The sequence below is a fragment of the Polynucleobacter yangtzensis genome (assembly GCF_001595965.1).
GTDB classification, from domain to species: Bacteria; Pseudomonadota; Gammaproteobacteria; order Burkholderiales; family Burkholderiaceae; genus Polynucleobacter; species Polynucleobacter yangtzensis.
This window is the reverse complement of record NZ_LOJI01000040.1, coordinates 30,114-54,659: the sequence shown is the minus strand read 5'-3', so window position 1 is coordinate 54,659 and position 24,546 is coordinate 30,114. Positions and strand designations below refer to the sequence as shown.

Below are 24,546 nucleotides of genomic sequence, written 5' to 3'. Positions count from 1 at the left end.
GTCGCTAATTTAGTTTGCTAGCGCTTTTTGAATTGCTTCAATCACTTGATTAGGTTCTAGTAGATCTAAACACTCGCTGTAGCTATCCGCTTTATCAAGACAACCGGCTTTACGGCATGGCACGCATTCACCAGGGCCTTGCAAAATGGTGACATTGCCCACGGTTTGTGTACGGGCGCGCAATTGATAGGGTTGTTCGCCGATAAAGCCATTGGGCCACGGGCCAAAGTTGGTTGGCGGAGTAGCGCCAAATAGGGTGATGGTTGGAGTGTTACAAGCTGCTGCTAAATGCGTGATGGACGTATCAACACCAATATATAAAGCAGCACTCCGAATGAGTGTGCCCGCCTGTGGAATAGATAGCTTACCCGCAGCGTTGATTACCTTGCCCTTAATTTCTTGAGCCAATAAGGACATGATGTCGTGATTGAGTTGCACATCTTGCTTTGCGGGTGAAGCGCTTAATACAACCTGAAAACCTTGATTCACTAACCAGGTAATGAGCTCTTGCCAGTATGCGAGTGGCCAACGTTTATAAGCGGTCAGAGGTCCTGGATGTATGACGACATAGGGTTGCTTGAGTTCACTGGCGATGATGGGTGTCAAGGGTTCGCCTACAGGAGGCGTTACCGAGATCTGCTTAGAGAATAAATCCGCTGGATTTTTAAAGAACGTTTCTAGAAGGCGTAGCTTTTCTGTAATGACATGTTGATTAAAGTAATCAACATCCACGGTGTGCATGCAGATGAACTTCTTCCAGGCATTTTGCTTCTCACTCTTGCTACGCTTGTGCTTATCTGCAGAATCTTTACCTTGAGGATGGCCGCCTAGGACACCCACTCTTCTAAAGGCGGCTACTAAGCCATATAGGTAGGCCCGGTCGCTAGGTTGGGTGACTACTGCCAAGTCATAACGCTGAAATAGGCGATTAAATAAGGAGAGGTATTCACTAAAGCCTGGGCGATCTGAGGTTTCAATGACTTCAGTAATGTCGGGATTGCCATGCAACATCTCTAACTTGCCGCGATAGCCCAAAAAATGAAATTCTGCTTTAGGCCACAATTCTCTAGCTTTGCTAATGAGGGGTGTTGTGACCAGCACGTCGCCGATTTGCCGAGTGGCAATGAATAAGACTTTTTTGGGCTTGATTTTGGAGTAAGTAGTCATATTGTTGTGAATGCTCACAGTGCCTTAGCCAAAATCTTCTCACGTACACGCCGCGCATTCTCGGCAGCATTGCTTTGATCATTAATTTTATGAAAGAGATGCAAGACTTCGGTAGACCAAGAACCAGATTTGCGAGTGATGCCGTGATGCTGCAATCTAAATACAAAGTCAGCATCTTCGTGACCCCATCCCGTCATGGTTTCATCAAAGCCGTTTATAGCTTCGGCATCCGCTTTCCAGCAGGCCATATTGCAGCCTTTGATACGGCGCCAAACAAATTTTTTGTAATCACGCCAGGAGCCGTTACCTAGCTTGATTTTAAGAGGCCAGTATTTATTAATGCCTCCACTAAATCTCTTGCCTAGCAAGCCTGATGAGAACTTCTGAAAACTCCATTGCGACCAGGTGAGTAATTCTTGGGTGAGACTTTCATTGAGAAGAATTCTGCTGCCAGTAACTAAATATCCTTTTTGCGCCAGTTCTCGATGTCTGGCCACAAAGTCCGGCTGCACGATGCAGTCGCCATCTAAAAAGACTAGGTAGTCCCCATGGGCAGCATTAATAGCTTGGTTCAGAATTTTGGTTTTCCGAAAACCTTGGTCTTCTTGCCATAGATGTTTGATAGCAGTGGGATGTGAGCCGCTAAAAGAATCAATCACTTGCTTCGTGCTCTCGGTAGAGCCATCATCTGCAATGATGATCTCAAAGTTCTTATCCGTTTGAGTGGCTAACGATTCCAGACAAAGCTTGAGCGCTTGTGGCCAGTTATAAGTGGCCAGCAAAATCGAAATCATTTATTGGCTTCCTGATTGAGGTGCCAGAGCTTGATATAGCGGTAGTACGTACCTTGACCATTAGATACTGCTAGAGCAAATCCTTGCGCCCCATCTAAGAATCCTGCGCGAATAATATAAGTGCGGATAAATGCCCATATGCCATGAAGAACAGCTTTCAGAGGGCTGCTCGTTTTGCCTTTGGCAAATGCTTGCTCTGCGGATGCGGTGGAATAGCGATCGAGCTTTTGCAGAACTTGAGAGTAGTTCATGAAGCTGTAATGGAGTAGTGGGTTTTCTAATTTGGCTACCTGACCATTGGGAATGAGGCGCTCATGGACTAGGTCATTTGAGAAGCGGGCGGTACCACACTTAAATAGACGATCTACATAGTCAGGGCTCCAGCCGGAGTGGCGGATAAAACGACCGCAGTACCAAGATAGTCTAGGGATAGCGAAACAGTCCACATGGGCGCTATGGTGAATTGCCGTCAGAATCTCAGATTTGAGGGCTGGGGTTAGGCGCTCGTCTGCATCTATGGATAAGACCCATTCCCCGGTTGCAAGGTCTAATGCACGGTTCTTTTGAGGGCCAAAACCAGGCCAGTCAGATGGCTGGGATATGGTTGCACCATGGTTTTTGGCTATTTCTAGGGTGCGATCTGAGCTATTGGTATCAACAACCACGATCTGTTGGGCAATACCCTCCAGAGAGGCCAGACAATCGTCCAAATTGGCCTCTTCATTGCGGGTGATGAGTATGACTGATAAGGTGGGCATAATTCATTATATGAATGCTCAAGACCGTACCGCCTTAAATCGCTTAATTACATACCTAAAGCCCCATATTGGCTTGATTATCGGGTCTCTTTTGGCCATGGCGGTAGTAGCCGCCGCCGAGACCTCCATTCCGGCCCTGATGAAGCCTTTATTAGATCGTGGCTTTACTGGACAGCTCAATAGCAAGCTCTGGCAGGTTCCAGTCTTCTTGGTGGGTTTGGCTTTGGTGCGCAGTTTGGCTCAATTTTTATCCAACTATTTATTAACTCGCGTTATTAATGCGGTGTTGTTGAAGTTGCGTGAGCAAATGTTTCAAACACTTTTGCATGCCAGCACATCATTTTTCCAAAAGAACTCCGCATCAACTCTAATTAATGGTGTGGTATTCGAGGTAAATAATGTACTTACCGTGATGGGCGGCATGTTAATCAGCTTGGTGCGAGACTCGCTCACCGTAGTTGGCTTAATGGGGTACTTGATTTATCTGAACTGGCAATTGACATTGGTAGTTCTGATTATTTTCCCGGTGATCGCATTTGTCATGAGTAAGATCAATCGTCGCCTAAGATCTCTTAATAGGGAGCAGCAGACTCTCACTAGTGAGTTGGCCTATATCGTCGAAGAAGCGGCTGCAGGCTACAAAATTGTCAAAGTGCATGGCGCTGAAGCGTATGAGATGGATCGCTTTAAGCAAAAGGCGGAGCGTTTACGCCAGTTTGCTTTGAAGTCTGCAGTAGCCGGAGGTCTCAATCAGCCGATTACTCAGCTTATTGCCTCTATGGCTCTGTCGATAGTGTTGGTGATTGCTTTGATGCAATCTGCGACTGAAGGCACTACTGTTGGGGGTTTTGCGGCATTTATCACTGCGATGATGTTAGTCATTTCACCACTTAAGCATTTAGCGGATATCAATCAGCCGCTTCAGCGTGGACTCACTGCAGCAGAAATGATTTTTGGGATGATGGATCAACCCTTTGAAGAGGATGAAGATCGCAAACTCAACATGCGATCTTTAGAAAAGGCTAAAGGCGCTATTCGATTTGATGACGTTGGCTTTGCGTATCAACAAGAAGCGGGGCGAAAAGATGCTCTGCGCAATATCAATCTGGATATTAAGCCGGGTGAGGTTGTAGCTTTTGTTGGTCCCTCTGGTGGAGGCAAATCTACTCTCGTGAATTTATTGCCGCGATTCTACAAGCCAACTAGCGGTCATATTTTCTTGGACGGCATTCCATTAGAGGACATCGTCTTATCTGATGTTCGTAAGCAAATAGCATTTGTCAGCCAAGATGTGGTTCTCTTTAACGATACGATTGCAGCAAACGTAGCCTATGGAGCGGATTCACAAGAGGCAATAGATCGTGGCAGGGTGATAGAAGCATTGGAGGCCGCCAATCTGAGTGCGCTCATCAAGGAGCTGCCAGAGGGCATTGATTCGATAGTGGGTGATAACGGTAATCGCTTATCTGGCGGGCAGCGTCAGCGCATGGCTATTGCGCGGGCTATCTATAAAAATGCCCCAATTTTGATCTTGGATGAAGCAACTTCAGCCTTGGATTCTGAGTCTGAGAGACAGGTGCAAGACGCTCTAGAGCGCTTGATGGCTGGTAGAACAACTTTGGTAATTGCTCACCGCCTATCGACGATTGAACATGCCGATCGTATTGTGGTGTTGGAACACGGTCAGATTATTGAAAATGGTTCACACGAAGAGCTGATTAAGCAAGATGGACTTTATGCCAACTTGCATCGTATTCAGTTTTCTAATGCTTAATTAACGAACGAACCAAATTAACTAAGAACAATATCGTATTGTTCTTGGCGGAAGCTACCCTCTGCCTGGAGGGTGATGGGTTTTCCAATAAAGTCACCGAGTTGTGCCAAGAATTGATTCTCTTCTTCTAGGAATAGATCAATGACATCAGGCGCAGCCACAATCCTAAATTCTCTTGGATTAAATTGGCGGTGCTCCCGCACAATCTCACGCAAAATCTCGTAGCAAATCGTTTGTGCAGTTTTAACTTCACCCTTACCAAGGCAAGTAGCACAAGGCTCGCAGGTAATATGAGCTAAAGATTCACGAGTACGTTTGCGCGTCATCTCTACCAAACCTAAAGCGGAGAAGTCGCTCACTGAGGTGCGCGCATGATCGCGCTCAAGATTGCGCTTAAGTTCATGTAGAACAGATTCTTGATGATCTTTGCCAATCATGTCGATGAAATCAATAATGATGATTCCACCTAGATTGCGTAAGCGTAGCTGTCGAGCGATTGCTTGGGCTGCTTCTAAATTCGTTTTAAAAACAGTGTCATCAAGATTGCGAGCACCGACATAACTACCAGTATTCACATCAATCGTAGTCATAGACTCTGTTTGATCAATCATCAGATAGCCACCCGACTTGAGGTCAACTCTGCGACCCAGCGCCTTATTAATCTCTGCATCGACATCAAATAAATCAAAGAGGGCGCGCTCGCCACGATGTAATGTCAGCTTGCCCAATAGATTGGGCATGTAAGAATTAGTAAATGCTTTGAGCTTCTCGAAATTCTCAGCCGAATCCACGCGAATCTGGGTAGTTTCTTCTCCAGCCACATCCCGCAATACTCGTTCAGCCAGGCTGAGGTCTTGATAGAGCAGGGTGGGCGCAGGATTGTGTTTCATGGCTGCATGGATGTTGTCCCAGGTAGTGCGTAGGTAAAGCATGTCATGCTGTAGTTCAGTATCTGAGGCATCCTGAGCACTCGTGCGAACGATAATCCCACCTTTTTCATCTGCAGCCATCAATCTGGCGAGACGAGTCTTGATGGCTTCGCGCTCCTCAGGTTGGTCGATTCGCTGAGAAACGCCAATATATTTTTCGGTAGCGGTATCACTACCTGCTGGAGGAAGGTAAACCAAATTGCGCCCAGCAATACTTAATTGGGTTGTAAGACGTGCGCCTTTTGTACCTAAAGGATCTTTGAGCACCTGAACTAAAAGTGTTTGACCTTCAAACAATAGCTTTTCAATTTGCGCTTGGGGATTATTTTGGGTGATATCTGCTACATGCATAAAAGCAGTGCGCTCTAAGCCAACCTCAATAAACGCCGATTGCATACCCGGCAATACTCGGACTACTTTTGCTAAATAAATATTACCCACAATGCCGCGTTGGCGAGTGCGCTCAATTTGCAGCTCCTGAACAGCCCCTTGCTGAATTAAAGCAACGCGCGTTTCTTGCGGGGTGATATTGATCAGTATTTCTTCGTTCATACGCGAGTCAGGCCGGCAATTTCTAGTAATTGTTGGGTTTCATAGATGGGTAGGCCCATGATACCGCTATAACTTCCTTGGATAGAGGGAATAAAAGCACCCCCTAGCCCTTGAATGCCATAGGCCCCAGCCTTACCAAAGGGTTCGCCGCTGGCGATATAAGCTTCAATCTGCTTTTGAGATAGCTCTGCAAATTGCACACGTGATACCTGCACCAAAATCTTGGGTATTTCTGTGGGGGCTAGCGTAACGGCAACCGCAGTTAATACCTCATGCACTTTGCCACTGAGCATATTCAGAATCCGCATAGCATCGGCTGCATCACCCGGTTTCCCCAAGATTTCACCATCAGGACTGTTGGGCAGACTAACCGTAGTATCCGCACAAAGAATCGGAGCCCAAGGTAAATTCCTTTTTTGCCAACGAGCGAGTGCTGCCGCGCTTTTTGCCAAGGTAACTCTTTCAACATACACGCGAGCATTTTCTTGGGGGAGAGGCGCTTCAATCCCTTCACTATCCTCATCGACACTTGGTAAAAGCATTTCGAAGCGAACACCAATTTGTTTTAAGAGTTCTTGGCGACGCGGACTTTGTGAGGCGAGATAAATAAATGGGCTCACAAGATTACTCACGATGGTAGGGGTGACCCTGCAGAATGGTCCAAGCACGATAGAGTTGCTCTACCAGCAGCACTCTAGCCATAGCGTGGGGAAGGGTGAGGCTGGAGAGGCGCCACATTGCCTGAGCAGTGGTTTTCAGGCTGGGATCTAAGCCATCTGCACCACCAATTAAGAAGGTGATATCAAAACCCTCTTGGCGCCAACTGGCCAATTGAGTAGCTAAGTTTTGAGTAGTTTGGTCTTTGCCGCGCTCATCTAAGGCAATGACTCTTGAGCCCTTCGGAATAGCAGCAGCAATTTTGACGGCCTCTTTAGCAGGCGTCAGATCTGGTTTGATTTCTTTGATTTCAATGCTGCAGTCTGCGGGCATTCTTTTGATGTAGTCATGGGTTGCGGTTGCAACCCAATCAGGCATCTTATGACCAACTGAAACAATGGTGAGGCGCATCGATGCTTTTAACGACGAAGTTATTCGTCGTCGTCTTCAGATTCACTAGCTTTGGCAAGACCTTTGCTACCAGCCAATTTCACACGCACAGGTTTAGCACCCCACATGCCTTCTAGCTGATAGTAAGAGCGCAGCATCGGTTGCAAAATGTGCACGACGATATCGCCGCAATCAACCAATACCCATTCACCAGTCTCCAAGCCTTCAATAGAGATGACTTCGCCACCTTTGGCATTTACCTCCTCTTTAACGGACATTGCTAATGAGCGAGTTTGGCGATTACTTGAACCAGTGGCAATAATGACCCGGTCAAATAATTCACTTAATTTGGTGGTGTCGTAGACGCGTATATCTTGCGCCTTCACATCTTCTAGAGCATCAATCACGACGCGTTGTAATTTACGTAAGTCCATATTTTCTCGACAATAATTTTTGTATTTAGGGTGATCTTAGCTTGATTACTGATACAAGCCCAGATTTGTAATGATTTCTAGGGTGTGGGTTGGAATTTGCTCAGATGCTATGGCGCTTCTGGAGCTGGATTTAAGGCGATCTCTTAATTCGGTAGAGGATAGGTCGACATTGAGGCTTTCATCGATGTATATGAGGCCTGCAGCGCATTTTTCAAGGGCGGCAGCATCCTTTGTCTGATGTTCTTGCAGAAATTGACCCACCTCAGAGCTGATTTGCTCCTTTAAGTCGTGGTGTGGTCTAGTGGCTACGGCAAAATTTACGTATTGACTGAGTTTTTCCCAGGAGTTCCAGCTGGGTAGTGCAACCAAGGAATCAGCTCCCATGAGCCAAGTTAGGCTGGCATCCACTCCAAATCGCTCGCGCAGTGCTTTCACGGTATCAATGGCGTAACTTGGGCCGGCACGATCTATTTCTATGCGATCAATTCCCACCTGAGTCGATATCTTTAAATACAAAAACGCACGAGCTAAATCAATACCAGCGGCTTCAGTCAATCTAAAGCGCATTTCTGCTGAAGTGATGCAGGTGCTTTTTTGCCATGGCTCACCACTAGGTATCAGTAGGAGCGCGTCTAAGCGCAGTAGCTTGGCAAAATGCGTTGCCAGTTTGAGGTGGCCAACATGAGGGGGATCAAAAGTGCCCCCCAGAATGCCAATTTTCTTAATAGCGCTCAATGATGGATGCTCACGCTAGCCAATCGCGTGGCTTGAGGTAGTAGTCATACAGCTTAGCTTCTGGCGTGCCAGGCTTAGGCTGCCAGTTGTACCACCACTGAACCACTGGAGGCATTGACATCAAAATAGATTCGGTACGGCCACCAGAGTGCAGACCAAAGATGGTGCCTCGATCAAAGATGAGGTTGTATTCCACATAGCGGCCACGGCGATATTCTTGGAAAGCCTTTTCTTCAGGAGTAAAGTTATCTTGATGGCGACGCTGCACAATAGGCAGGTAAGCATTAATGAATGCATCACCCACTGCGCGAGTCATCGCAAAGCTCTTTTCAAAACCGAGTTCATTAAAGTCGTCAAAGAAAACGCCGCCAATGCCGCGTGGCTCTTCACGATGCTTTAAATAGAAGTATTCATCACACCACTTCTTGAAGCGAGGATAGAGCTCTTCACCAAAAGGATCTAAGGCATCTTTAGCGGTTTGATGAAAATGTTTACAGTCTTCATCAACGCCGTAATAGGGTGTGAGATCAAAGCCACCACCAAACCACCAAACTGGTTCTTTGTCAGGGGCTTGCGCAATAAAGCAGCGCACATTCATATGTGTAGTCGGTACTTTGGGGTTATTTGGGTGAAACACCAAAGAGACACCCATTGCTTCAAAGCTACGGCCCGCGACTTCTGGGCGGTGATGCGATGCTGAGGGCGGCATTTGGTCGCCGCGAACGTGTGAGAAACCTACACCACCTTTTTCAAGAATATTGCCGCCATCCAAAATACAGGTGCGGCCATAGCCTTTGAGTTTGCTGTCTTCAGGCTTATGCCATTCATCTGCAACAAATACTTTGCCATCCAAAGCACTCATTGCAGTGGTGATGCGTTCTTGCAATCCTAAAAAGTAATCTTTTAAGGCGGCAATATCGATTTGGGTGTGTTGATCTGACAAGTGAGCTCTATCGATAGTTATATTTATTTAATTGCGCGGTAACCAATATCCTTGCGATATTGCATGCCATCGAATTTGATGTGATTGATTGCATCGTATGCTTTTTGTTGTGCGCCACGAACGGTATCAGCAAGTCCAACAACGCACATCACACGTCCACCAGAAGTGATTACTTTGCCATCTTGCAGTTTTGTGCCAGCATGGAAGGTAATTTGATCTTCAGTATCAGCAGGGATGCCGGTAATGACATCGCCAGCACGTGGGGTATCGGGGTAGTTATGTGCAGCAAGTACCACACCTAGAGCAGTACGGCGATCCCATTCCAGCTCGACCTCATTGAGTGTGCCATCCACAGCATGATCTAAGGCGTTCACAAGATCGCTACGCAGACGCGCCATGATTGGTTGAGTCTCTGGGTCGCCCATGCGGCAATTAAATTCAAGGGTCTTGATCTTGCCATCAGGTGCGATCATCAAGCCTGCATACAAGAAGCCGGTATAAGGAATGCCATCAGCTTTCATGCCATTCACGGTTGGCATGATCACTTCACGTAATGCACGTGCATGGATTTCTGGAGTAACCACTGGGGCAGGGGAGTAAGCACCCATACCGCCGGTATTTGGACCCTGATCAGCATCAAGCAGTCGTTTGTGATCCTGGCTTGTTGCCAAAGCTAAAACATTTTTACCGTCAACCAAAACAATGAAGCTAGCTTCTTCACCGGTGAGAAATTCTTCAATGACTACACGGGCACCAGCATTACCTAATTTGTTATCAGCCAACATCATGTCCACTGCGGCATGCGCCTCTTCAAGACTCATGGCAACGACTACGCCTTTGCCTGCCGCAAGCCCATCAGCCTTAATCACAATCGGCGCACCTTTAGCATCAATGTAAGCATGAGCTTCTAAAGCGCTAGAAAAAGTTTGGTAATCCGCAGTCGGAATACCATGACGCTTCATAAAGGCTTTAGAGAAGTCTTTAGAGGACTCTAATTGCGCAGCCAATTGGGTTGGCCCAAAAATACGCAAGCCATTATTACGGAATACATCTACGATGCCTGCAGCTAAAGGAGCTTCAGGACCAACTACTGTCAGGTGAATTTTCTCGCGCTTAGCAAAATCAGCAAGTTCCTGTAACCCGGTGATCGGCAGGTTCTCAATGCCCGTAGCAGTCTGTTTGGCAGTGGCAGTTCCGCCATTACCCGGCGCAACATAGACTGTTTGTACTTGTGGGGATTGAGCTAGTTTCCAAGCTAGCGCATGTTCGCGTCCGCCAGATCCGATCAGTAGAATTTTCATAACAAGCTATCTATTATTTAAATGAGGTAATTAAAAAATTAAATTCAGAAATCAAAGTTCAGCGTTCGTAAAGACTTCTTGAACGTCATCCAAGTTCTCAAGTGCATCCAGCAATTTCTGCATGCTTTCTGCTTGCTCACCTTCAAGAGCGATCTCAGTCTCAGGGCGCATAGCAACGGTTGCCAGCTCAGGCTTAAGGCCTGCTTGACTAATGGCATCCTGTACTTTTGAGAAATCCGAAACAGGGCATAACACTTCTAAAGATCCATCATCATGAGTGATGACATCTTCTGCACCAGCATTTAACGCAACTTCCATGAGTTGATCTTCGTTAGTGCCAGGAGCAAACAACATTTGGCCACAGTGTTTGAATAAAAAAGCAACTGAACCTTCTGTACCCATGTTGCCACCATTTTTATTAAATGCATGACGAACTTCTGCAACGGTACGAGTGCGGTTATCGGTTAAGCAATCAACGATAATGGCAGCGCCATTCATGCCGTAACCCTCATAACGAATCTCTTCGTAGTTCACGCCCTCAAGTGAGCCAGTTCCGCGCTGAATTGCTCGTTGCACGTTGTCATTAGGCATATTTGAGTCTTTGGCCTTATCAATCGCCAAACGCAAACGTGGATTAGTAGCAACGTCGCCACCACCTAATTTGGCGGCTACGGTAATTTCTTTAATGAGTTTGGTCCAAATCTTGCCGCGTTTTTCGTCCTGACGACCTTTGCGGTGCTGAATATTGGCCCATTTCGAATGGCCGGCCATACGGGTAAGTCCTTTTAATAATTTGGCTAGAAGACCTCATTTTAAGGGGTTCTAGACCCAAGGTAGGGGGTATCTGACCATTTTTTGTTACACTCTCATGTCTTAGCAGTAACAAAATAGCAAAGTAAGCAGAATTTCCACTGCAAACACCTGCCTCGGTGATGGAATTGGTAGACGTGCCGGACTCAAAATCCGGTGCCGCAAGGCGTGGCGGTTCGAGTCCGCCCCGAGGCACCACTCAAAGGCTGATCAGTCTTTGAACATCCTCAATATCAGACTCAATCACAAACTGCACGCGGTTAGATCTCGTACGTCTCGCTTTCGTTCGACATTGCCTGCTCAACAATTTTCTTGGTGAGTGTCGGTGAGAAGAGTTCAATGAAGGTGTATACAAAAGATCGCAAGTAAGCGCCTTGCTTAACTCCCAAATGCGTGACGTTGTTGCCAAACAAGTGCCCCGCAGGAATCACCTTCAGATTGCGATCTCGATCAGGATCATATGCATGGCCCGCAACGATGCCGATACCCATGCCGGTTTCAACATAGGTCTTAATCACGTCAGCATCAATCGCTTCCAAAATAATGTCAGGCGTAATGTTTCTTTGTGCAAACGCTGCATCAATCTTGCTGCGACCCGCGAATGCTTTGTCATAGGTAATGATGGGGTACTTAGCGATCTCTTCTAGCGTTAGCGTTGCTTGATTGAGAAGTGGATGGCTGAGCGGCACCATTAATACGTGATGCCATTGATAGCCTGGAAGTGCGAGTACACCTGGAGTATTGGCAATGCCTTCAGTTGCAATTGCAATATCTGCGCGATCATGTGTGAGTAATTCTGCAATTTGTCCTGGGCTGCCTTGCTGAATGCTGACCTTCACCTTTGGGAAACGTTTAGTAAATTCAGTAAGTACTTTGGGTAGGGCATACCGCGCTTGCGTGTGGGTGGTGGCGATTACGAAACTACCTTGATCTTGGCTAGCAAAATCTTTGCCTACGCGTTTTAGTGTTTCCACTTCATCTAGGATGCGCTCAATCGAGCTCAAAATCCGTTTGCCTGGCTCCGTTAGGGAGCGAATGCGTTTGCCATGACGACGGAAAATCTCAACGCCTAACTCATCTTCTAGCTCGATGATGGCCTTGGATACGCCAGGTTGTGACGTAAACAGCGCTTTTGCAGCGGTTGTTAGGTTGAAGTTTTGTCTAACGGCTTCGCGTACAAAGCGGAATTGATGCAGATTCATAAGGATTCCTGTCTATATATCAACAGCGATATAGGAATCACATTCTAAATGATTTTTAGGTATTAAGCCTTAGAAACCCAGCGTAATCCAACTAGGGCTAATAGGAAATAGAGCAAAGGCGGGGTAAGAGCAGTGATCAGGGCTGGCCAGGAACCCAAAAGTCCTACGTTTGAGAATAGGGAGTTAAAGAGCTGGAAGCTCATGCCCAGCATGATGCCGCCGAACACTTTAATACCAACGCTTCCTGCACGTACCTTCAAGTAAGCAAAGGGAAGCGCCAAAGTGAGCATCACAAAAATGGTGAATGGGTAAATGACTTTTTTCCAGAAGGCAATCGAATGCCTATGCGCATCTTGTTTGTTATCACGCAGATGGGAGATGAAGCGGCCCAAACTCACAATAGACATTTTTTCAGGGCTAATTAAAAGCACGCTCAAAATTTGTGGCGTGACTTCGGACTCCAGAGTAACAATCGGGTGAGTAAAAGTCTGCGCAGAAAAAACTGGATTAAGCGGGTCTGATTGTTTGGTTTCTTTGAAACGAGTTTCTGTAACATCGTTTAAAACCCAGACACCTGTCTCATCAAACTGTCCTGATACGGCACTACGAATGGAGAGCAGGTGATAGGTGTCGTCAAACTCATACATGCGGATATTGCGAATTTCATTATCCTTATCAACCTTACCAACGTTGACGTAGCGGACCCCAGGACGAACAGGGCCACTGCCATCCTCATCGCGCAAGCGATCTTTTACCCAGACACCAGTTCTAAATTGGGATGAGTATGCTGAACCCATAGCTTTCATGCGAATCTGATCGGACTTGGCTTCTGCGTAAGGCCCAACCCATTCACTCATGATGAGTGTAAGTGCAATCAATGGAAGAGAGATTTTGGTGAGCGTAATGAGTCCGCGTCTCACATCTAAGCCAGCGATGCGCAAGATGGTGAACTCAGACTGGCTAGCTAGCATCGCAAATACATAAATACTGCCAATCAAGCCTGCAATCGGAATAATTTCTGAAATACGGCTTGGTGCCTTCAGGAGAACGTGAAGTAGCGCCAAGGGGAGTGTGTAAGCACCCTGCACTGAACCAAGCTCGCTCAAAATATCGAAGAACAAAAACAAAGCTACCAGTGCAAAGAGAATGAACCCAAAAGCAGCATAGATCTGCTTGGCTAAATAGCGCTCATAGATGAAGGGAAAGAGCAGCTTCATTTTCTAGCTATTGAGGCGGGCAACTGACGGAGCCACCACTTGAGTGAGGGGTTGATACGATTGCGAATTAAGACTGTTGCAATCAAAAGAGCAAGTAAATGGATCGGCCAAATGGCCACAAAAACACTGACCTTACCTTGTGAAACAAAATTTTGCGTCAGGTTCAGCAGGTTGCTATAAATCAGGTAAATCAATACCGCATAGAACATTGCTGTGTAATTGCCGAGACGCGGATTTACATATGCAAGTGGTATGGCGATTAGCACTAAACCCAAAGCCATTAAAGGCAAGCCAACACGCCAAAGCAATTCAGCGCGATTAGGGTTCACAGAAGCAGGGTTAGGGTCGTTGAGAAGTTCGGTAATGGTCTTCTCACGATCGCGAGGTGCAGGGGCTAATGCATCCTTACTGCGAATCTTGGTGCTGTACTCATTAAATTCGAGAATTCTAAAATCGGGCTGAGTGGGTTGCCCCTCATAGCGTCGGCCGTTATTGAGGACGATAGACTTTTCTCCACCCTCCGAATTTTGAATGTAGCCGGTGGATGACACCGCAATACTCAGGCGACCATTCTTAGAGTCTGCTACGAAGATATTTTTTACTTCACTCTTATCTACATCGAGCTCTTCAATAAAGAAAACACGTTCTGCTTTTGCAGATTCTTTAAATTGCCCAGCGCTCACCATTGATACATCATCACGCTGTTGAAAGCGCTGACTGATTAAAGTGGATTCCCGATTTGCCCATGGCCAAACAAAAAGTGCAAGTAGGGCGATGACGATGATGAGCGGTGTAGCGAATTGCAAAATAGGGCGAATGAGATTGGTGACACTTAAGCCGCTTGCAAACCAAACGATCATTTCGGAATCTTTGTACCAGCGGACTAAAACAATGAGGGTTGCTACAAACAGCGAGACCGTTAAAAGAACGGCGAGATAACCCAAAGTGGCTAAGGCAATTAAAACGAGCGCATCCTCAGGGTTGACTGCGCCGTTGGCGGCATAGCCCAAGATTCGGATAACCAAAGTAGTCACCATGATGGTGACTAAGACCAAAAACACCCCACCAGTCGTAAAACTGAGTTCGCGGCGGAGGGCCTGTTTAAAAATCATGAAAAATAAGGGTCTGGATTCGTGGGGTTATTAGGGGCTATAAATGGCTTATATTGCTATCGATAAGGGAGACTATTCTCATGTCGGAGGATAATGGATAAACGTCCCGGATTAGCAATTTCCCCTCTTTTGATTCGACCAAAATACCGTAATAGATTATGACAATTCAATTTAGTACCAAGATTTTCCCTCAAGCCGACCTGCAGAGCCCAAAACTCCAGAAATCTAGCCTCAAATCTCTATTGGGTCACAACACCGACTGTTTGGTCTTGGCCTTCTCAAAAGCAGATTTTGATAGTTTCTCTGGGGCTAAAGGCGCCAAGGCCAAAGCTGGCTTTTTGCCGGAGCTGGATCTCTTGCTTGGAGGTTCTGTTAATCACGCTATTGTTGTTGGGGATTTAGATCCTAAGCAGGCTTCCGTTTGCATGTTGCGAGCAGAAAAATCTTGGACTGCTAGTGGTGTTAAAGCAAAACGCATATTGCTAGTTGCTTTGGGTGACGTTCATCTTGCTAGCGAACGTAGTTTGACTACTTATTCCAAAGTAGCTCGCGCAGCTTTGAAGGTGCTGAGCGGCGGCTCAATTGAGAATGCACTTTGGTTTACTCCAAGTTTTGCGCTTTCCCATAAAGCAGATTTTATCGCAGAAGAGGTGCGCCTGACCGTTCAATACGCTGGCGATCAAGCCTATCGTTTTGGCGTTCGTCAGCCTGCCATGAAATTTAAAGCGAAAGATAAAGCAGATACATTTAAACATTTAGTGTTTGCTGGTAATGATGATTGTGCAAAAGAGCTGAAGGCTGCTGTAGAGCAGGGTGTAGCCATGGTTGAGGGTATGAACTTAGCGAAAGATTTGGGTAATCTTCCGCCCAATGTCTGTACGCCAACATATTTAGGTAAGACTGCACAAGGCTTGAGCAAGAAGGCGGGCTTGAAAGTGGAAGTGCTAGGACGCAAACAGATTGAAGCCTTAGGAATGGGCTCCTTCTTGTCGGTTGCGAAAGGCTCTGATACTCCACCTCAGTTTATTGTGATGCGTCACCAAGGCGGCAAAGCGGGCGAGGCCCCGATTGTCTTAGTTGGCAAAGGAATTACTTTTGACACGGGCGGTATCTCACTCAAGCCAGGCGAAGCGATGGATGAGATGAAGTACGACATGTGTGGTGCTGCATCAGTGATAGGCACCATGTACGCCGTTTCTTTAATGAATTTAAAGAAGAATGTCATTGGCGTCATTCCTACTTGTGAAAATATGCCATCAGGTCAGGCTACGCGACCAGGCGATATTGTGAAGAGCATGTCTGGGCAGACGATTGAGATTCTCAATACCGATGCAGAAGGCCGTCTCATATTGTGTGATGCCTTAACTTATGTTGAACGCTTTAAACCCGCAGCGGTGATTGATATCGCCACCTTAACTGGCGCATGCGTAATTGCTTTGGGTCATGTGCATAGCGGTTTATTTTCTGAAGACGAAGGCTTGGTGAGTGAGCTCACTAAAGCTGGTCATGCTTCTTTGGATACCGTATGGCGCTTGCCTTTAGATGCTGCTTATCATGAGCAACTCAAATCGAATTTTGCAGATGTCGCCAATATTGGCGGACGTCCAGCAGGAAGCGTAACGGCAGCATGTTTCTTGTCACGCTTTACAGAGAAATACAAATGGGCTCACTTGGATATTGCAGGAACAGCCTGGAAGAGCGGCGCCGCTAAGGGCTCGACTGGTCGTCCAGTTCCCTTGTTGGTGAACTTCTTGCTTGAACGTAAGTAAGAACTTGAGAAGTTTTGGATAGATACCGAATGGCACGAATTGATTTTCATAGCAATGTAAACGACAAGCTGGAATACGCCTGTCGTTTAACACGCAAGATTTGGAGTGCCACGCCTGAAGGCGAGCCTGTTCGTAATATCGTGATGGTTGGTGAGAAAGCTGATCTCCAAAAGTTAAATGATCTTTTGTGGTCATTTAGTGGTGCTGATTTTTTACCGCACTGCTTTATCGAAGACGAGGCCGCAGCAGAAACGCCCATTGTTTTGACAGACGACTTTACTTCCTCCGCCCTAAATAACGTACCTCATGCGGATGTGATGATTCACCTGGGTATGCGTATGCCTGCGGATGTAGCCGCTCTTGTCGCGCGCTTCCCTAGAATCGTTGAGGTAGTTACTGTCAATGAGGCTGAGCGTTTGGCTGGGCGCGAACGCTATAAAGCCTACCGGGATCTAGGTCACGAGTTGCATAACTTTGATCAATCCAAAAGTTAATATTCATGTTGATTCATCCTCAGTTTGACCCCGCAGCAATTCGTATTGGATCCTTTGCTATTCACTGGTATGGCTTGATGTATCTGATGGCTTTTGTGCAGTTTTTGCTATTAGGTCGCTTACGTATTCGAGCGCCGCGTTATCAGGTTTTAGGCTGGACTTATAAAGATCTTGAGGATCTCCTCTTTGCTGGTGTTCTCGGTGTTGTGCTTGGTGGGCGCTTAGGCTATACCTTGTTTTATATGCCTGGCTTTTACTTGGCCAATCCCTTGAGTATTTTCAAAATCTGGGAAGGTGGTATGTCTTTCCATGGTGGCTTGCTAGGAGTGCTTGCTGCTCTTTACTGGTTTGCTAAAAAACGGAAGACCACTTTCTTTGTTGTTAGTGATTTAGTAGCTCCACTCGTTCCATTTGGCTTAGCTTTTGGTCGACTTGGTAACTTTATTAACGGAGAGCTCTGGGGTAGGCCTACTGATTTGCCTTGGGCAATGGTGTTCCCATTAGTTGATTCTGTGCCGCGTCACCCCTCGCAAATTTATCAACTGCTAGGTGAGGGTGTATTACTTGGTATTGCGCTCTGGATTTATGCAGGCAAACCAAGGCGCGTAGGTCAGGTGTCTGGATTCTTCTTATTGGGCTACGGTATTTGCCGTTTCTTAGCCGAATACGCGCGTGAACCAGATGCGTTCCTTGGTCTTCTTGGTCTAGGCTTGTCGATGGGTCAATGGTTATGCGTTCCGATGATTCTATTTGGCATCTATTTGATGACCGCATTTAAATCTAAAAGCATTTAAAGTTCATCACCCTCTATGTTGAATGAAGAACTGACACTGCGAAAGTTAGAAATTCTATGTTCTTTCGTGCGAACCGGAAGCCTCTCACGAACTGCAGAAGAGTTGCACTTGAGCTCAGTCAGCATTCACAAGGCGTTGCACTCTCTTGAGTCAGGGATTGGGTGCCCTTTATTTGTTAAAGAGGGACGCCAATTAAAAGCCTTGCCAGCGGCAATCTATTTAGCTGAGGCAAGTAATGATTTGCTATCAGACGTAGATCGCATTCTAAAAAAGACGAGGGCTAAAGCAGGGCTTGAAAGCGGGCAAATTCGCCTAGGGTCTATGTATTCCCTGACTGCCAACATCATTCCTCGCATGATCATGGGCACCAAAATCCGCAGGCCCGATTTAGATATCGACTTATTTCTTGGGTCTAATGAAGAGTTGATGAAGCGCTTGACTGAGGGCAGTGTTGATGCAGTTGTCATTGCTGTTCCAGCGCACGACTTGCCTGAGGGCGTCCAGGTTGTCTCTCTTTTTGAGGATCAGTTATTTCTGGCCTCTTCAAAAGGCAGTAAGCCTGCCGCAGCCGATATTGACCTATCAGAATATCAACATAAGAAATTTCTTACCCTTCAAGATGGCTTTGCTACTACCTCGGGGTTTTATGAGGCATTTCAGCTTGCTGGTTTTAAACCTGATGTAGTTATGAGGGTGGGCGATATCTTTTCCCTAATGAATATGGTTTCCGGTGATCTGGGACATTCCTTGTTGCCCGGTAGGGTAAGGGCGCTAATGGGCGATGCAATCGAATTTACGCCTTTATTACCTAAATACCAGGTGATTCAACGTATTGGCCTAATGTATCTTCAGGCTAATGAATCAAACCCCAATATTTTGGCTTTAGCGGCTGAAGCCCGCATGCTGCATCGCAAAAACTCCTGATTTACCCTAAGGTTTTGCGCCTATACTTAACTTTAAGTTAATAATTATTCATTTAACTTAATTGATTTTGCATGTTCTGAGTAATAAATTGAACTCGATCTTAATTTTGTCGTTTTTCTTATTTGAAAAGATTACATGCTCGAAAAGTTAGCAAAAGCCCGCAACCTATCAAAGGCAAACAACGCCATTAAGCGCTTGATTTCTGAGCGAGGCGAATCTAATGCAGTCAGCATGGCTGACGATGTTGTGAACAACTATCGTAAGCTGACAAAAGACCAACACATTGCATTCTTTACTTATTTATTTGAGAAATTAAATCCTCAAGTCGATGCAGTTCTTAAGGCTGCACAAAATTTTGCTGCCGAATCTACAGCGCGCAATTACATTCAATTACAAAAAGTTTCTGAATCTCCTAGGCAAGAATTGTTCCGCCGCTTAAATCGTGCCGGTCATGGAACTGCTGCTGTGGTGCAAATGCGGCGAGATCTTTTGCAAATCTTAGATAAGAAGCCCGAGCTAGCAGCAGTCGATTTTGATATGCGCCATCTTCTGTCATCTTGGTTCAATCCAGGATTTTTGAAGATGCATCGTGTTGACTGGAAATCACCTGCAGAGGTTTTGGAGAAGTTGATTCACCACGAAGCGGTACATGCCATTGATGGCTGGGATGATTTACGTCGCCGCCTACAGCCTGATCACCGTTGCTTTGCCTTCTTCCACCCGCAGCTGCCTAGCGAGCCTTTGATCTTTGTGGAAGTGGCCTTATTACCCGAGATCCCGACCGTTATTACGCCCTTGGTGGATAAGAAAGCTGAGACAGTGGATCAGCCATCTCAATACAAAGTAGCGGTGTTCTATTCAATTAGTAACTGTGAGCCGGGTCTGCGTGGCGTATCAATGGGCAACTTCTTAATTAAGCGTGTTGCCGAGCAGTTACATGCTGAATTCCCAGGGCTCAAAACCTTTGTTACTCTATCGCCGATACCTGGATTTATGGATTGGGTATCTGCTGGTGCTAACTTGGGTGAGGATGTGCCTGCAGAAAGATTGAAGCCAAACTTACGGGCGGCACGAGACCAGGCATTAGCAAATCTTAAGTTAGATGCGCAGTCATGGACAGAAAAACTCAGTGCTGGATGGCATCCCGATTTGGCATCACCTAAAGAGCAAGAGTCTTTGCTTTGTTTAGCCTCTATCTATTTGGGTCTAGGTTCTACTGGTCGTAATGGCAATCCAGTTGCTAAGTTCCATTTAGGCAATGGCGCTAAGTTGCATTTGGTAAATTGGGCGGGAGATTTATCTCGTAAAGGCTTGCGTCAGTCAGCGGGTTTGATGGTGAACTATCTCTATGATCTAGGGAATGTGGAAGAAAACCATGAGAAATTTGCCAATGGCGAAATCGTGTATTCAAGATCGGTAGGGCGCTTGATGGCGCCGTGATAAGGAATTGAGGAGGAGATGCCCCAAGGCAGAATCCAAAGAGATTCACTTTAGGGTTTAATAAGCAAACTGGGCATCAAGATCCAGAAGGTAGTATGGTGTGCGATTCAGCGGTATTAATAATGAACATAGCCATGAAATAGTGGCAAGTGGAGGAGATGAAGATGATTAACCAATTAAGCCTTTCGGCAATGATCAAGAAGGCAATTCTTTTGGTTTGCGCTGCCCCTTTGGTGGTGATGGCGTAAGAGTGGCCCAATAAACCGATTACCTTTGTTGTGCCCTTTCCTGCGGGCGGTGGTACAGACGCTTTTGCGCGACCATTGGCAACACAGTTGACTAAGCAATTGGGTAAGCAAATTATTATTGATAATCGTGGTGGCGCAGGTGGAACCTTGGGCGCCTCTATTGCTGCTAAGGCTGCTCCAGATGGATATACCTTTTTTGTGGGTGCAGCGCACCATGCAATTGCACCTTCCATGTATCCAAACTTGGATTACGATATCGAGAAAAGTTTTGTGCCAGTTGCAATGATTGCAAGTCCACCGCAGGTGATCGTTGTTAATCCTAAGAATGTTCAAGTGAAAGACTTGAAAGAATTTATTGCACTATTGAAGAAAAACCCAGGTAAGTTCAACTACGCCAGCGCCGGTAATGGATCTACACATCATCTGGCAGGCGAGCAATTCAAGATGTTGACCAAAACCTTTATTACGCACATCCCTTATCGTGGTGCTGGCCCAGCCATGCAAGACTTAATTGCTGGTCAGGTAGACATCGAGTTCGACGGATTGGGTTCTTCAGCCGCACAAATTAAGAATGGCTCGATTGTTGCTTTGGCAGTTGCATCACAAAAGCGCGCTCCAGGATTTCCGAACGTACCTACTGCAGCTGAAGCTGGTTTAGTGGGTTACGAGGTTTCTACATGGTATGGCTTGTTTGCTCCTAAAGGAACTCCGCAACCGATCGTTGACAAGATGATTGCTGAGACACAGAAGGCGCTGAATACGCCTGAGCTCAAAACTATCTGGACTAATAACGGTTCCGAAACTCCAACCCTTTCAGGCGAAGCTTTTGGAAAATTTGTGAGTGCTGATGTTAAGCGTTGGGCTGCCGTTGCTAAGGCTTCTGGCGCCAAATTAGACTAAGAATTTTTATTAAATATTACCCCTGGGGTTTGAGGTTTAAATGAATTTATATTCACTATTGGAAAAAGGTTTTCCAAAAGATAAAAAAGCATGCGCTCTCGAGACGCATGATGGTCTGTATTACTCCTGGGGTGACCTTGAGGCTGCAACGGCAAAGCTGGCAAATTTACTTGCCAGCTTGAAGTTGCCAAAAGGGTCTAGGGTTGCAGTTCAGGTTGAGAAGTCACCTGAGGCTCTTTTTCTATACCTAGCAACAATTCGTGCGGGTTATGTGTATTTGCCACTCAATACCGCCTACCAGTCTGCTGAAATTCAATATTTTTTAGAAAATGCAGAGCCGGCGGTAGTTGTTTGCAGTAGCAAGAATCTATCTTGGGTATCTAAGGTTGCTGCTAAAGCCGGCACCAAGCATGTCTTTACCCTAGATGAAAACCGCACCGGTTCTTTGTTGGACCGTGCAGCTGGTTTAAGCGATAAATTCAAAACTGTACCCGCTAAGGATGATGATCTTGCGGCTATTTTGTATACCTCCGGCACTACTGGCCGTAGCAAAGGTGCAATGCTGACTCATAAGAACTTGGGCAGCAATGCTCAAGTATTGCAAAAGTTTTGGGGTTGGAAAAAAGGCGATGTTCTATTGCACGCTTTGCCTATCTTTCACGTTCACGGTTTGTTCGTTGCGGCCCATGGCGCATTGATTAATGGCAGCAAGATGATTTGGTTGCCGCGTTTAGATACTGCGCAACTGATCAAACATATGCCACAGGCAACAGTGATGATGGGTGTGCCAACATTCTATGTACGCTTATTAGCCGATAAAGGCTTTAATAAGAAAGTGGCACGCAATATGCGCCTTTTTGTTTCTGGTTCTGCTCCACTACTTACAGAAACGTTTAATACTTTCAAGGAAGTCATTGGTCAGCCAATTTTGGAACGCTATGGCATGAGCGAGACCGTGATGTTGGTCTCCAACCCTTATAAGGGTAAGCGCGTAGGTGGCTCCGTTGGCCTGCCTCTTCCTGGTGTAAAGGTGCGCGTAGTGAATGAAGACAATAAACCTTGCAAGGTCGATGAAATTGGCGGCATTCAGGTTAAAGGTCCAAACATATTCAAAGGCTACTGGCGTATGCCAGAGAAGACTGCTGAAGAATTTACCAAAGATGGTTGGTTCAAGACAGGTGACGTTGGTCGTTGGGGTGGTGATGCCAATGGCGGCAAAGCACCGAAGGAGTATTTGTGTATCGTTGGCCGCAGTAAGGATTTAATTATTTCTGGTGGCTATAACGTTTATCCAAAAGAAATTGAAAGCTTTATCGATGACATGCCTGGTGTTGAAGAAAGCGCTGTGATTGGCATTCCGCATCCAGATTTCGGTGAGGCAGTGATGGCGGTAGTTGTGCCCAAGGCTGGGGCTAAATTAAATGCCGAAGAGATGATCGCTACTTTGAAAACACAAATTGCAAACTTCAAGATTCCAAAGCGCGTGGAAATTGTTTCTGATTTACCGCGTAATGCTATGGGTAAAGTGCAAAAGAATATTTTGCGCCAGCAATTTACTAGTTAGTTAGTAACCAAATGCTTTGCGGCTTTCATTAAACATGAAGGCCGCAAGCATTAGTAGCATCACCCCAAAAATACGTTTGAGTTGTGCCACATCCAGTTTGCGAGCCATTTTGGCGCCAAGCGGTGCTGTGAAAATACTCACTGCCGCAATACACACTACCGCTGGTAAATAAACAAATCCTAGAGACCCGGAGGGTAGGTTGGGGTGACCCCAACTACCGTACATGTAGCCTGCAGTGGCTGCTGCTGCAATCGGAAAGCCCAAGCCAGAGGAGCTCGCCATAGCAACGTGTGGTTTGACATTGCACCAGAGCATAAATGGCACAGTGATGAAGGCCCCGCCGGCCCCCACTAAGCTCGATAGTGCTCCTGCAAATGATCCAAACCCAAATAAGCCTAGAGAACCAGGTAAATCTCTACCTGGCTTAGGCTTTTTATTGAGCAGCATCTGAATGGATGTATAGACAATAAAAATGGCGAAGAAAAGTGAGAGCCAAGAAGTATTTAGGGCTTCAAAAATTTCGCTGCCACCAATCAAACTGCCAACGACCAAGCCGGGACTCAGCGACCCAACCAACTTCCAATCGATAGAGCCATGTTTGTGATGCGCCCAAATTGCGGAGGTGGTGGTGAACAAGATGGTGGCCATACCAGTAGCGATGGCCATGTGCACAATCACTTCTTGACTAAAGCCTTGATGGTTAAAAACTAAGATCATGAATGGCACCAGAATCATGCCGCCACCAATGCCTAGTAGGCCTGCTAAAAATCCGGAGATGCTGCCACACAGCATCAACATGGCGATATCGCTTAGTAACATGAATTCCCCGCCTTAGCCGCTAGGCCGTCATCCTGAACCCTAAGGTTCAAGGTGGAACGGCTACTCTGTTTCGGGTGCATTAAGAGGCTCAGGGAGTGACCAAGTCTAAGTTGGCACTGTGAACTTTCAAAACGCTCACGCCCACAAGGTAAAGATCGTTCCGGATGCTTGCGCATCGGTTCAAGGAACTATTGGCCTTGGCGAACCAGGCAGGGAAAGGGTTTGCATCAAAGCGTCGACTTGATCCTCTAGAGCGCGAATTTCACTTTGCAGGCGAGTGATTTCATCGGAGCTCACGTTGGAGGAGTTGCTTTGCTGCGTTTGATTTTTTTGTAATGTAATGAGGTCGCCGGCAATTTTGAGCGCCGCCATCATGCTGGCGCGTTCAATGCTGCGATTACCACCACTAATAGCAAGCTGAATTTGTTCGTCAACTAGGACGCATGCTGCTCTTAATAAAGGTTCATGCTCAGCGCTCGTTGCTAAGGTGATTTTTTGGCCGGCAAGGCTGACTTCAATGCGTTGTTGGCTCATTATCATCCTCTGGATTGTTTGGTGTAGCAACTTCGCCAAGTAGATTTAGTTGGCGACCATCACTTTGATCTGGTAGGCGACTCAAAATGCGTTGAACGCGTTTTTGAGCTTCATCAATTTTGCCTTCCAGTTGCGCTCGATTTTGATTCAAGTTTCTTACTGCATCTTCAATCAATGAAATTTTTTCGGATATGCGGGCAATAGAGATGCTCAGCGAACTTAGATCGCTAGTATCTTCGCTTGGGGGAATTGGGCTTAATTCACTCATATTGGCATTGTAGCCTC

22 protein-coding genes, 1 tRNA gene, 1 other RNA gene and 3 pseudogenes are annotated in these 24,546 nt (G+C 46.3%); 9 read left to right on the top strand and 18 right to left on the bottom strand.

Annotated elements, in window-relative coordinates:
• Positions 1 to 9: 9 nt before the first annotated feature.
• The 3 genes from JaK3_RS09095 to JaK3_RS09085 are packed head-to-tail and all read right to left on the bottom strand — an operon-like array spanning position 10 to position 2,719.
• Positions 10 to 1,167, bottom strand: a complete 1,158-nt coding sequence (locus tag JaK3_RS09095) for a glycosyltransferase family 9 protein (protein ID WP_068323936.1) — start codon at positions 1,165 to 1,167, stop codon at positions 10 to 12.
• 14 nt (positions 1,168 to 1,181) lie between these two features.
• The gene (locus JaK3_RS09090) at positions 1,182 to 1,961 is read right to left on the bottom strand and encodes a glycosyltransferase family 2 protein (protein ID WP_068323933.1); all 780 of its coding nucleotides are present in this window, start codon (positions 1,959 to 1,961) and stop codon (positions 1,182 to 1,184) included.
• On the bottom strand, positions 1,958 to 2,719 hold the full coding sequence (locus JaK3_RS09085; RefSeq protein WP_068323929.1) for a glycosyltransferase family 2 protein: 762 nt from the start codon (positions 2,717 to 2,719) through the stop codon (positions 1,958 to 1,960). Before JaK3_RS09085 ends, JaK3_RS09090 begins: the two co-directional genes overlap by 4 nt.
• Positions 2,720 to 2,729: 10 nt before the next feature.
• On the opposite strand from JaK3_RS09085, the gene msbA reads away from it, so the two are divergent.
• Positions 2,730 to 4,493, top strand: coding sequence for a lipid A export permease/ATP-binding protein MsbA (msbA, locus tag JaK3_RS09080; protein ID WP_068323918.1), 1,764 nt, complete (start codon positions 2,730 to 2,732; stop codon positions 4,491 to 4,493).
• 17 nt (positions 4,494 to 4,510) lie between these two features.
• Here msbA and rng read toward each other — a convergent pair whose 3' ends face one another.
• The 8 genes and pseudogenes from rng to JaK3_RS09040 all read right to left on the bottom strand — a co-directional run bounded on the left by rng (position 4,511) and on the right by JaK3_RS09040 (position 11,205).
• Positions 4,511 to 5,974: a ribonuclease G gene (gene rng, locus JaK3_RS09075; RefSeq protein ID WP_068323915.1), complete on the bottom strand. Its 1,464-nt coding sequence runs from the start codon at positions 5,972 to 5,974 to the stop codon at positions 4,511 to 4,513.
• A complete protein-coding gene (locus tag JaK3_RS09070) occupies positions 5,971 to 6,594 on the bottom strand; it encodes a Maf family protein (protein ID WP_068324614.1) in 624 nt (207 codons plus the stop codon). The genes rng and JaK3_RS09070 overlap by 4 nt, the downstream gene beginning before the upstream one ends.
• Positions 6,595 to 6,598: 4 nt before the next feature.
• Positions 6,599 to 7,042 carry a 23S rRNA (pseudouridine(1915)-N(3))-methyltransferase RlmH gene (gene rlmH / locus JaK3_RS09065; protein ID WP_068323912.1) on the bottom strand — a complete coding sequence of 148 codons (444 nt, stop codon included), beginning with the start codon at positions 7,040 to 7,042 and terminating at the stop codon, positions 6,599 to 6,601.
• 23 nt (positions 7,043 to 7,065) lie between these two features.
• A pseudogene (gene rsfS / locus JaK3_RS09060) lies at positions 7,066 to 7,455 on the bottom strand (ribosome silencing factor); the annotation flags it as partial.
• Between the two features lie 45 nt (positions 7,456 to 7,500).
• Positions 7,501 to 8,190 carry a nicotinate-nucleotide adenylyltransferase gene (locus tag JaK3_RS09055; RefSeq protein WP_068323906.1) on the bottom strand — a complete coding sequence of 230 codons (690 nt, stop codon included), beginning with the start codon at positions 8,188 to 8,190 and terminating at the stop codon, positions 7,501 to 7,503.
• A gap of 10 nt (positions 8,191 to 8,200) precedes the next feature.
• Entirely contained in the window at positions 8,201 to 9,112 is a 912-nt protein-coding gene (hemF, locus tag JaK3_RS09050; RefSeq protein WP_068324610.1) for an oxygen-dependent coproporphyrinogen oxidase, read from the bottom strand.
• Positions 9,113 to 9,156: 44 nt separating this feature from the next.
• Positions 9,157 to 10,434 carry a phosphoribosylamine--glycine ligase gene (purD, locus tag JaK3_RS09045; protein ID WP_068323903.1) on the bottom strand — a complete coding sequence of 426 codons (1,278 nt, stop codon included), beginning with the start codon at positions 10,432 to 10,434 and terminating at the stop codon, positions 9,157 to 9,159.
• A gap of 51 nt (positions 10,435 to 10,485) precedes the next feature.
• A complete protein-coding gene (locus JaK3_RS09040) occupies positions 10,486 to 11,205 on the bottom strand; it encodes a YebC/PmpR family DNA-binding transcriptional regulator (protein WP_068323900.1) in 720 nt (239 codons plus the stop codon).
• A 152-nt stretch (positions 11,206 to 11,357) separates the two neighbouring features.
• Here JaK3_RS09040 and JaK3_RS09035 point away from each other — a divergent pair.
• Positions 11,358 to 11,442 (top strand) — tRNA-Leu (locus tag JaK3_RS09035).
• Positions 11,443 to 11,504: 62 nt separating this feature from the next.
• On the opposite strand, the gene JaK3_RS09030 is transcribed toward JaK3_RS09035, so the two are convergent.
• The 3 genes from JaK3_RS09030 to lptF form a co-directional block, all read right to left on the bottom strand.
• Positions 11,505 to 12,446: a CysB family HTH-type transcriptional regulator gene (locus JaK3_RS09030; RefSeq protein WP_068323897.1), complete on the bottom strand. Its 942-nt coding sequence runs from the start codon at positions 12,444 to 12,446 to the stop codon at positions 11,505 to 11,507.
• A gap of 62 nt (positions 12,447 to 12,508) precedes the next feature.
• A complete protein-coding gene (gene lptG / locus JaK3_RS09025; protein ID WP_068323894.1) occupies positions 12,509 to 13,663 on the bottom strand; it encodes an LPS export ABC transporter permease LptG in 1,155 nt (384 codons plus the stop codon).
• Positions 13,660 to 14,775, bottom strand: a complete 1,116-nt coding sequence (gene lptF / locus JaK3_RS09020; RefSeq protein WP_068323891.1) for an LPS export ABC transporter permease LptF — start codon at positions 14,773 to 14,775, stop codon at positions 13,660 to 13,662. Before lptF ends, lptG begins: the two co-directional genes overlap by 4 nt.
• Before the next feature lie 164 nt (positions 14,776 to 14,939).
• Here lptF and JaK3_RS09015 point away from each other — a divergent pair, with 164 nt between their 5' ends.
• The 7 genes and pseudogenes from JaK3_RS09015 (at position 14,940) to JaK3_RS08985 (ending at position 22,908) form a co-directional block, all read left to right on the top strand.
• Positions 14,940 to 16,544, top strand: coding sequence for a leucyl aminopeptidase (locus JaK3_RS09015; RefSeq protein ID WP_420865701.1), 1,605 nt, complete (start codon positions 14,940 to 14,942; stop codon positions 16,542 to 16,544).
• 29 nt (positions 16,545 to 16,573) lie between these two features.
• Positions 16,574 to 17,038 carry a DNA polymerase III subunit chi gene (locus JaK3_RS09010; RefSeq protein ID WP_068323888.1) on the top strand — a complete coding sequence of 155 codons (465 nt, stop codon included), beginning with the start codon at positions 16,574 to 16,576 and terminating at the stop codon, positions 17,036 to 17,038.
• Between the two features lie 5 nt (positions 17,039 to 17,043).
• A complete protein-coding gene (gene lgt / locus JaK3_RS09005; RefSeq protein ID WP_068323885.1) occupies positions 17,044 to 17,832 on the top strand; it encodes a prolipoprotein diacylglyceryl transferase in 789 nt (262 codons plus the stop codon).
• A 15-nt stretch (positions 17,833 to 17,847) separates the two neighbouring features.
• Positions 17,848 to 18,756 (top strand): LysR family transcriptional regulator, encoded by a 909-nt coding sequence (locus JaK3_RS09000; RefSeq protein WP_068323879.1) that lies wholly within the window; start codon positions 17,848 to 17,850, stop codon positions 18,754 to 18,756.
• A gap of 135 nt (positions 18,757 to 18,891) precedes the next feature.
• Entirely contained in the window at positions 18,892 to 20,196 is a 1,305-nt protein-coding gene (locus JaK3_RS08995) for a malonyl-CoA decarboxylase (protein ID WP_068323876.1), read from the top strand.
• 251 nt (positions 20,197 to 20,447) lie between these two features.
• Positions 20,448 to 21,344, top strand: a pseudogene (locus tag JaK3_RS08990) (Bug family tripartite tricarboxylate transporter substrate binding protein); the annotation flags it as partial.
• 40 nt (positions 21,345 to 21,384) lie between these two features.
• Positions 21,385 to 22,908, top strand: a complete 1,524-nt coding sequence (locus JaK3_RS08985; protein ID WP_068323872.1) for a malonate--CoA ligase — start codon at positions 21,385 to 21,387, stop codon at positions 22,906 to 22,908.
• Here the strand turns inward: JaK3_RS08985 and JaK3_RS08980 are convergent, their stop codons facing one another.
• The 4 genes and pseudogenes from JaK3_RS08980 to JaK3_RS08970 all read right to left on the bottom strand — a co-directional run bounded on the left by JaK3_RS08980 (position 22,909) and on the right by JaK3_RS08970 (position 24,529).
• Positions 22,909 to 23,727 (bottom strand): sulfite exporter TauE/SafE family protein, encoded by an 819-nt coding sequence (locus JaK3_RS08980; RefSeq protein ID WP_068323869.1) that lies wholly within the window; start codon positions 23,725 to 23,727, stop codon positions 22,909 to 22,911.
• A non-coding RNA gene (gene ssrS / locus JaK3_RS08975) (6S RNA) lies at positions 23,728 to 23,946 on the bottom strand.
• 99 nt (positions 23,947 to 24,045) lie between these two features.
• Positions 24,046 to 24,261 (bottom strand): annotated as a pseudogene (locus tag JaK3_RS10950) (cell division protein ZapA); the annotation flags it as partial.
• On the bottom strand, positions 24,242 to 24,529 hold the full coding sequence (locus JaK3_RS08970; RefSeq protein WP_068323866.1) for a hypothetical protein: 288 nt from the start codon (positions 24,527 to 24,529) through the stop codon (positions 24,242 to 24,244). The gene JaK3_RS08970 and the pseudogene JaK3_RS10950, both read right to left, overlap by 20 nt.
• Between the last annotated feature and the right edge of the window lie 17 nt (positions 24,530 to 24,546).